The 6,495-nt window shown below is 64.6% G+C and carries 6 protein-coding genes; 1 reads left to right on the forward strand and 5 read right to left on the reverse strand.

The window, feature by feature from the left end:
- Positions 1-71 precede the first annotated feature (71 nt).
- The 4 genes from hemW to AC1HIY_RS17835 all read right to left on the reverse strand — a co-directional run bounded on the left by hemW (position 72) and on the right by AC1HIY_RS17835 (position 2,952).
- Positions 72-1,232 (reverse strand): radical SAM family heme chaperone HemW, encoded by a 1,161-nt coding sequence (gene hemW / locus AC1HIY_RS17820; protein WP_479578179.1) that lies wholly within the window; start codon positions 1,230-1,232, stop codon positions 72-74.
- 280 nt (positions 1,233-1,512) lie between these two features.
- Entirely contained in the window at positions 1,513-1,983 is a 471-nt protein-coding gene (locus tag AC1HIY_RS17825) for a hypothetical protein (protein WP_479578181.1), read from the reverse strand.
- A gap of 79 nt (positions 1,984-2,062) precedes the next feature.
- Positions 2,063-2,383, reverse strand: coding sequence for a hypothetical protein (locus AC1HIY_RS17830; protein ID WP_479578183.1), 321 nt, complete (start codon positions 2,381-2,383; stop codon positions 2,063-2,065).
- Positions 2,368-2,952: an RNA polymerase sigma factor gene (locus tag AC1HIY_RS17835; RefSeq protein ID WP_479578185.1), complete on the reverse strand. Its 585-nt coding sequence runs from the start codon at positions 2,950-2,952 to the stop codon at positions 2,368-2,370. The genes AC1HIY_RS17830 and AC1HIY_RS17835 overlap by 16 nt, the downstream gene beginning before the upstream one ends.
- Positions 2,953-3,260: 308 nt before the next feature.
- Between AC1HIY_RS17835 and AC1HIY_RS17840 the strand changes: the two genes are divergently transcribed.
- Entirely contained in the window at positions 3,261-4,280 is a 1,020-nt protein-coding gene (locus tag AC1HIY_RS17840) for a DEAD/DEAH box helicase family protein (RefSeq protein ID WP_479578187.1), read from the forward strand.
- A 36-nt stretch (positions 4,281-4,316) separates the two neighbouring features.
- On the opposite strand, the gene glmS is transcribed toward AC1HIY_RS17840, so the two are convergent.
- Positions 4,317-6,149, reverse strand: a complete 1,833-nt coding sequence (gene glmS, locus AC1HIY_RS17845) for a glutamine--fructose-6-phosphate transaminase (isomerizing) (RefSeq protein ID WP_479578189.1) — start codon at positions 6,147-6,149, stop codon at positions 4,317-4,319.
- Between the last annotated feature and the right edge of the window lie 346 nt (positions 6,150-6,495).

Genomic DNA, 6,495 nt, shown 5'->3' on the forward strand with positions numbered 1-6,495 from the left:
GAGGCCGGCGAAGCCGTCCGGCACGCCCCTCCTCTCCGGCAATCCGCGCGGGGGGCTCCCCCCTCCCGCGCTCACGTCTTCATCTCATCGATCATGAGATACTCGGTGACGGTGTCGCACAGGGTTTTGCCGAGTTCGGTGAGGCGGATGCGGCTGTTCCGAATGGGCGCGATGTAGCCTTCCGTTTCGAGCCAGGCCATCTCTTCCACCTTGTCTCCGAGCAGTTCGACGCCGTACCGTTCCTCGAGGTGATCGAGATCGAGCCCTTCGGCGGTGCGGAGGCGAAGCATGATGTATTCGTTGGCCAGCGTGTCGAGATCGAGCGGCTCCTTGAAGTCGATGGGCGCATAGCCCTGACCCACGAGCGCTTCGTACTGCCGGAGGCTGCGCACGTTGGCCCATCGGTGCGCCGGGAGCCCTTTCCACCAGAACGAGTGCGCCGAAGGGCCAAAGCCGAGGTAGTTCCGGTGCGTCCAGTACAGCCGGTTGTGCCGGGCCTGAAAGCCGGGACGGGAAAAGCTCGAGATCTCATAATGCTCATAGCCCCGCTCCTGAAGGTATCGGATGGTGAAGCGGTAGAGCGAGGCCAGGTCCTCGTCGTCCGGCGGAATCACGAGCCCGCGCCGGACCTGTGCGTAGAGCGGCGTGCGTTCCTCGACGGTGAGCATGTACGTGGAGAGGTGCGGAACGTCGAGACGAACGACCTTCTCCAGGTTCGCGGCCCAGTATTCGGGCGGCTGATCGGGCACGCCGAAGATCAGATCCACCGAGAAATTGTCGAAGCCGGCCTTCCGCGCTTTCGGAATGATGGCCTCGGCCTCCCCGGCGTCGTGACAGCGGTTCATGAAGGAGAGGTCATCCTCGTAAAAAGACTGAACGCCAATGCTCAGACGATCGAACCCGAGGTCGCGGAGGTCGCGGAGGTATTCGGGGTCGCCGTCCTCGGGATTGAGTTCGAGGGTGGTCTCGCGCACCTGCGTGGTGTCATAGTGCGTGTGGATCGTGTCGAGAATGCGGGCCAGGTCGGCGGTGCTCAGGAGCGAGGGCGTGCCGCCGCCGAAGTAGATCGTCTCGATGGGTTCCCGTGAACCGTATTCGAGGGCGTAATGCTCCAATTCCATACACAGCGCCCGTACGAACGACGCGTGCGACCGTTTGGTGGTGACGAAATAGAAGTCGCAATACACGCATCGCTGGGTGCAAAACGGAATGTGGAGATAGAGTCCGGCCATAAAAAGAAGCGGTTCTGGGGAAATCGAGGGGATCGGATCGCACAGCCGCCGGAGGGATCGAAGACGCGCGCCCGGGCCGTAATATAGGACACCCGGCGTTCCGGTCATACACCGGCGCTCAGCCGCCCGGCAATCGTTCTCCGCGTGAAACGCGGCGGAGGCGCTCCGGGTTCGCCGTCATGGAACGCGCCTGCGCTCCCCGTCAAACGCACCCATCCCCCCATACCATCCGCCTCATCGGGCGCGCCTTTGCTCTGTCAAAGGAAAAAGGGAGGTGGAATCACGCCCCGGCGTCTTCGGACGCGGCGTCCTCACGAGCATCCTCGTCCGACGGGGCACGGGCGGCGCGTTGCTCCCGCGCCCACGCCTCGACACTCTCCCGGATGTATTCCCCGAGGTCTTCGATGTCGGTGGCGCACCGTTGCCAGAAATGCTTGAACGACTCGGTATCGAAAGCCGCCCCGTACACGCCCCCCCAGGGGCGGGATCGGCCCACCTCGTCCTCGTAATAGGCGGCCAGCTGCCGGCTCGCCATCGCCGCGACCATGAGGGTGCTATCCTCGGCAAGCGGCTCGAAGACCGAACCCACACTCGGGTCGAGTTCGGAGAGCCGAGACAGCACCCGGTTGTATTGGCGGGTGCAGAAGGCGGCCGCATCCCGGTCGCCGCCGGTCCACTGCGCCTGCATGGCCGTCCGGGCCGTGCGACGCAGCACGTTGATCAGCTTCGCGATTTCCTGTTTGCGTTCCATAAGGCAGCGCTCTGGCTTGAAGGGTTCTTTCGAGGCGCCGCGACGCTCCTGAGCGCCCGGGTCTCGACGGTGCGGCGGCTCATCCGAAGTCGAACAGCCGGTGAAAAAAGTGAAGGAGGCAAGGGCCGTCGGCCCGGCGACGCATCCGGCGCAGCGTGCGTTCGACGCAGAACGCCGCTTCCCGCGCGATGACGCGGACGGCGCCGGGCGAGGCGTCTTCGGGAAGGTCGGGCAGGCGGTCGAAGCTCGGGTCGAGCATCCGGAGCCGCCGCGCGATGCGCTCGTATTGCCGCCGGCAAAACGCGACGGTCTCCGGCTCCGGGCAATACACCATCGCATATCCGGCCTCGGCCACGATCTCCCGAAGCAGACGCGCGAGGCGGTTCAGTTCTCTTTCCATGGGATCCGGATCTTTTCGAGACGTTCCACGGCGTCCCGCATCAGTTGTTTGCCCCGGTGGAGGCGCCACTTGACCGTCGAGACCGGGACGCCGAGGCAGGCAGCGATGCGTTTGAGGGGCATCTCGTCGAGGTAGCGAAGGCGGAGGGCCAGGGCATAGTCGTCGGGGAGACGTTCGAGGGCGCGATGGAGCACATCGTTCGTGTCGGGGGCGGCAAGCATCGGCTGCGCCAGGGCGGTCATGTGTTCGAGCAGCACGGCGTCCATCTCGACGCGCCCGCGCGCACGCCTTCGTTTCTGCCGGTCGAAGCGCAGCGCCCGGTGGCGCGTGATCGCCATCAGCCAGGCCGCGAAGCGTGCGGGGTCCTCGATGGACGGAAGCGCCTTGAACGCCAGCAAGAGCGCGTCTTGCGCCACATCCTCGGCATCTTCGCCCCCGGTGACGGCGGCGGCCGTGCGCACCACGGCCGCGCGATAGCGCAGGGCCAGTTCGTTGAACGCACCGAGGTCGCCGAGGATGGCCGCCACGACGAGCACCTCGTCCGGGAGCGTATCGCCTGCCTTGCTCATAGGCCTTTCCGGCTTCCGCCGCCCGGCGGCGTCGTTTCGATCCAACCGTTCTCAGGCTTCCTCAATGTCTGCATCTCTATAGAGACTTCGAGAGGGGCAAAAGTTAGCGCCTGCTCGTCCTTTGCCGCGAGCGGCCCCGTCGCACCCGGGCAGGCCTTCTCATACGACTATGATATTTTTCACCTTGAACTTGTGACACGACGATGTCACGACGGCGCATTACCCTTCGGATGCGCGTGCCCGGGTCCCGCATACGGGCGTGGGGATGCGCGAGATACGAACCGACTTCAACCCATCATAGAAAAGTCATGAGCACCCAACGCATCAATCCGCTGAGCCGTCGCCCGAAGACGCGCCGCCTCGTGGTGGCGGTGCGCGGCGCGGCGGGGACGGGCAAGAGCGTCTTCGCCGCCTCCCTCGCCGACGCCGGCCTGGGCCGCCTCTGTTTCTTCGACACCGAACGCAAGGCGCGCCTCCTCCCCGGCAGCGACGGCTCCCGCTTCGACGCCCTCGAGATCCGTCACCCGGACGAACTGCCGGAGTTCATCGACTGGGCGCTCGACGGGGACGGCCGGGCGCACGGATACGGCTGTTTCGCGCTCGACTCGTGGGCCATGTATTTCGGCCGAAAGCACCGGGAGACGCTCCGCGCCGTCCGCGAACGCACCGGCGACCCCCTCGCCCGGCCGTCCGCCGAAGCGCTGGCCAACGACCAGATGCTCTTTCAGGAAGTGCTCCGCCGCCTGTGCATCGACAGCGGAGCCTGCGTGGTGATCACCGACCAGATCGGCGCGCGAGGCAAGGAAGCGCTCGAAGAGAACGAGATGGGCCGCGTCCTGCCGATGACCACCGGCGGCCTCGAATACTTCGTCGACGTGATGATCGAACTGACTGTGCGTGTGGAGGACTTCGAGCAGGTGCGCGTGGCTCGCGTGGTGAAGTCGAACAGCCCGGCGTTCCCGATCGGTCTGGAGCTTAAAAACCCGACCTTCGCCGACTTCCTGGCGCGCCTGGGCGAGGGACCGCAACCCGAAAACGTCGAAGTCGTGCCCGAGGTGATCGAGACGCCGGCGCCGGAAGCCGAACCGCAACCGACGTGGGAGACGCTCGTCGAGCAGGCGGAGGCCTACGGACTCTCGCGCGCCGACCTGCTCATCGCCGCCCGGCATTATTGCGGCGTCGAGGCGCTCGAACGGCTCTCTCCCGACCAGATCGACGATCTCCTTCGTCGTATGGCCGCCCGCTACGGCGTCTCCGGCGACGGCGCGATGGCCGCCGCGACGCTGAGCAAAGGGAAGAAGCGCCCCGGAGAACAGCAACGCGGCTGACCCGGGAGGCGGAGAGGAGCGTCCCGGCGGTGCGGGCTATTCGACCGTCACGCTTTTGGCGAGGTTGCGGGGCTGATCCACGTTGCAGCCGCGCATGACCGCGATGTGATACGAGAGCAACTGAAGCGGCACCACCGTCAGAAGCGGGGAGAGGAACTCCTCCGTAGCCGGGATGCGGATCACATACTCGCACAGCCGATCCAGTTCACCATTGCCGTGATCCGTGATGGCGATGACCGATCCTTTTCGCGCCACCACCTCCTCGATGTTCGTGATCACCTTGTCGTACGTGCTGTCCTTCATCGCGATGAAAACGACCGGCATGAACTGATCGATGAGTGCGATCGGACCGTGCTTCATCTCGGCGGCCGGATACCCTTCGGCGTGGATGTACGAGATCTCCTTGAGCTTGAGCGCGCCCTCGAGCGCCACCGGGAAGTTGTATCCGCGTCCGAGGTAGAGGAAGTTGGAAGCATACCGGTAGACCTGCGCGATCTGCTTGATCTGATCGTCGAGTTCGAGCACCTTCCGAACTTTCTCCGGGATTTCGGCCATGGCGCGGAGGTAATGCGCCATCTCGGCTTCGGTGATGGTGCGTCCTTCGGCGAGCTTGAGCGCGATCATCGCGAGCACGGTCACCTGCGCCGTGAACGCCTTCGTCGAGGCCACGCCGATCTCGGGGCCGGCGTGGAGGTAGACGCCCGCGTCCGTGTCCCGCGCGATCGTCGACCCGACGGTGTTGCACACGCCATAGACGGGGATGCCGCGCCGCTTGGCCGCGCGAATGGCCGCCAGCGTGTCGGCAGTCTCGCCGCTCTGCGAAATCACCAGCACCACGTCTCCCTCAACCAGCACGGGATTGCGATACCGGAACTCGCTCGCGTACTCGACCTCGACGGGGATGCGCGCAAAGGCTTCGATCAGGTATTCGCCCACCAGCGCCGCGTGCCAGGAGGTCCCGCAGGCGGCGATGATGATGCGCCGCGCGCCCCGGAGCTGATCCATCACGTCGATGAGCCCCCCGAGCCTGAGCGCGTTCTCGGAGAGCCGGATGCGCCCGCGCATACAGTTTTCGAGCGACGTCGGCTGCTCCATGATCTCCTTGAGCATGAAGTGCTCGTAGCCCCCCTTCTCGATCTGTTCGAGGTCCCATTCGAGCTCGTGCACCTCCTTTTCGAGCGGCACATTGTCGATGGTGCGCACCTCGAAGCCGTCGCGCCGGATGACGACCATCTCGCCGTCGTTGAGGTACACCACCTGCCGCGTGTATTCGACCAGTGGGGCGGCATCGGAGCCGAGGAAAAATTCGCCTTCTCCGACGCCGAGAATGAGCGGGCTGCCTTTCCGCGCCGCGATGAGCAGATCCTGATCTTCGCTCGACACGACGGCGATCCCGTAGGTGCCCACCACCACCCGGAGCGCCTGCCGGACCGCCTCTTCGAGCGAGAGCCCGTTGTCCTTGCGCAGCTTGTCGATCAGATGCACGAGCACCTCGGTGTCCGTCTGGCTCGTGAACCTATAGCCTTCCTCCGTGAGCATCTCCCGGAGCGCGCCGTAGTTCTCGATGATGCCGTTGTGGACGATGGCGAAATCGCCGGAAGAGCTGGTGTGCGGGTGCGCGTTCCGGTCGCTCGGGAAGCCGTGCGTGGCCCATCGCGTATGCCCGATGCCGAGCGTGCCCTCGACCGCCACGTTCGAGAGCGCGGACCGCAAGTCGCTCACCTTGCCCTGACGCTTGTGCACACTCAGGTTGCCGTTCACCACGGCAATGCCTGCCGAATCGTATCCGCGATATTCCAGCCGTTGCAGCCCGCGAAGCAAGACTTCCGTGGCGGACCGATCTCCGATGTAACCAACGATTCCACACATATCACTTCAATTTTTAATTGGACTCAGAGCGCGCATGGGTTGCGAGACCTGCTGCATTTCAGCGCGACGGGGAAAAGCGGCGCAAAAGCTGGACCGGAAATCAAAAATAGGATCCGTTTTCGTCAAGACTGCCGGTCGGAGGCGGTCGTCTGTTCCGCCCGCTCTCAACCGGACGGTACGCGCACCCGGCGATCAGAAGACGTTCCCGGATGTGGGGGAAAAATAAGCCATGCGCCCGTCGGTATGGAACCGTTTCGAAGAAAAAAACCATTTTCCGTCAAATGACCACATTCCCGCGCCGCATGGTTCCCCGGGAGAATGTATCTCAAACCGAGACGCGTTGTGG

It is taken from the genome of Rhodocaloribacter sp., from assembly GCF_056451265.1.

Coding starts and splice junctions, on each gene's coding strand:
- AC1HIY_RS17830 (WP_479578183.1), bottom strand. CDS start 2,383: ATGGAAAGAGAACTGAACCGCCTCGCGCGTCTGCTTCGGGAGATCGTG.
- hemW (WP_479578179.1), bottom strand. CDS start 1,232: ATGGCCGGACTCTATCTCCACATTCCGTTTTGCACCCAGCGATGCGTG.
- AC1HIY_RS17835 (WP_479578185.1), bottom strand. CDS start 2,952: ATGAGCAAGGCAGGCGATACGCTCCCGGACGAGGTGCTCGTCGTGGCG.
- AC1HIY_RS17825 (WP_479578181.1), bottom strand. CDS start 1,983: ATGGAACGCAAACAGGAAATCGCGAAGCTGATCAACGTGCTGCGTCGC.
- glmS (WP_479578189.1), bottom strand. CDS start 6,149: ATGTGTGGAATCGTTGGTTACATCGGAGATCGGTCCGCCACGGAAGTC.
- AC1HIY_RS17840 (WP_479578187.1), top strand. CDS start 3,261: ATGAGCACCCAACGCATCAATCCGCTGAGCCGTCGCCCGAAGACGCGC.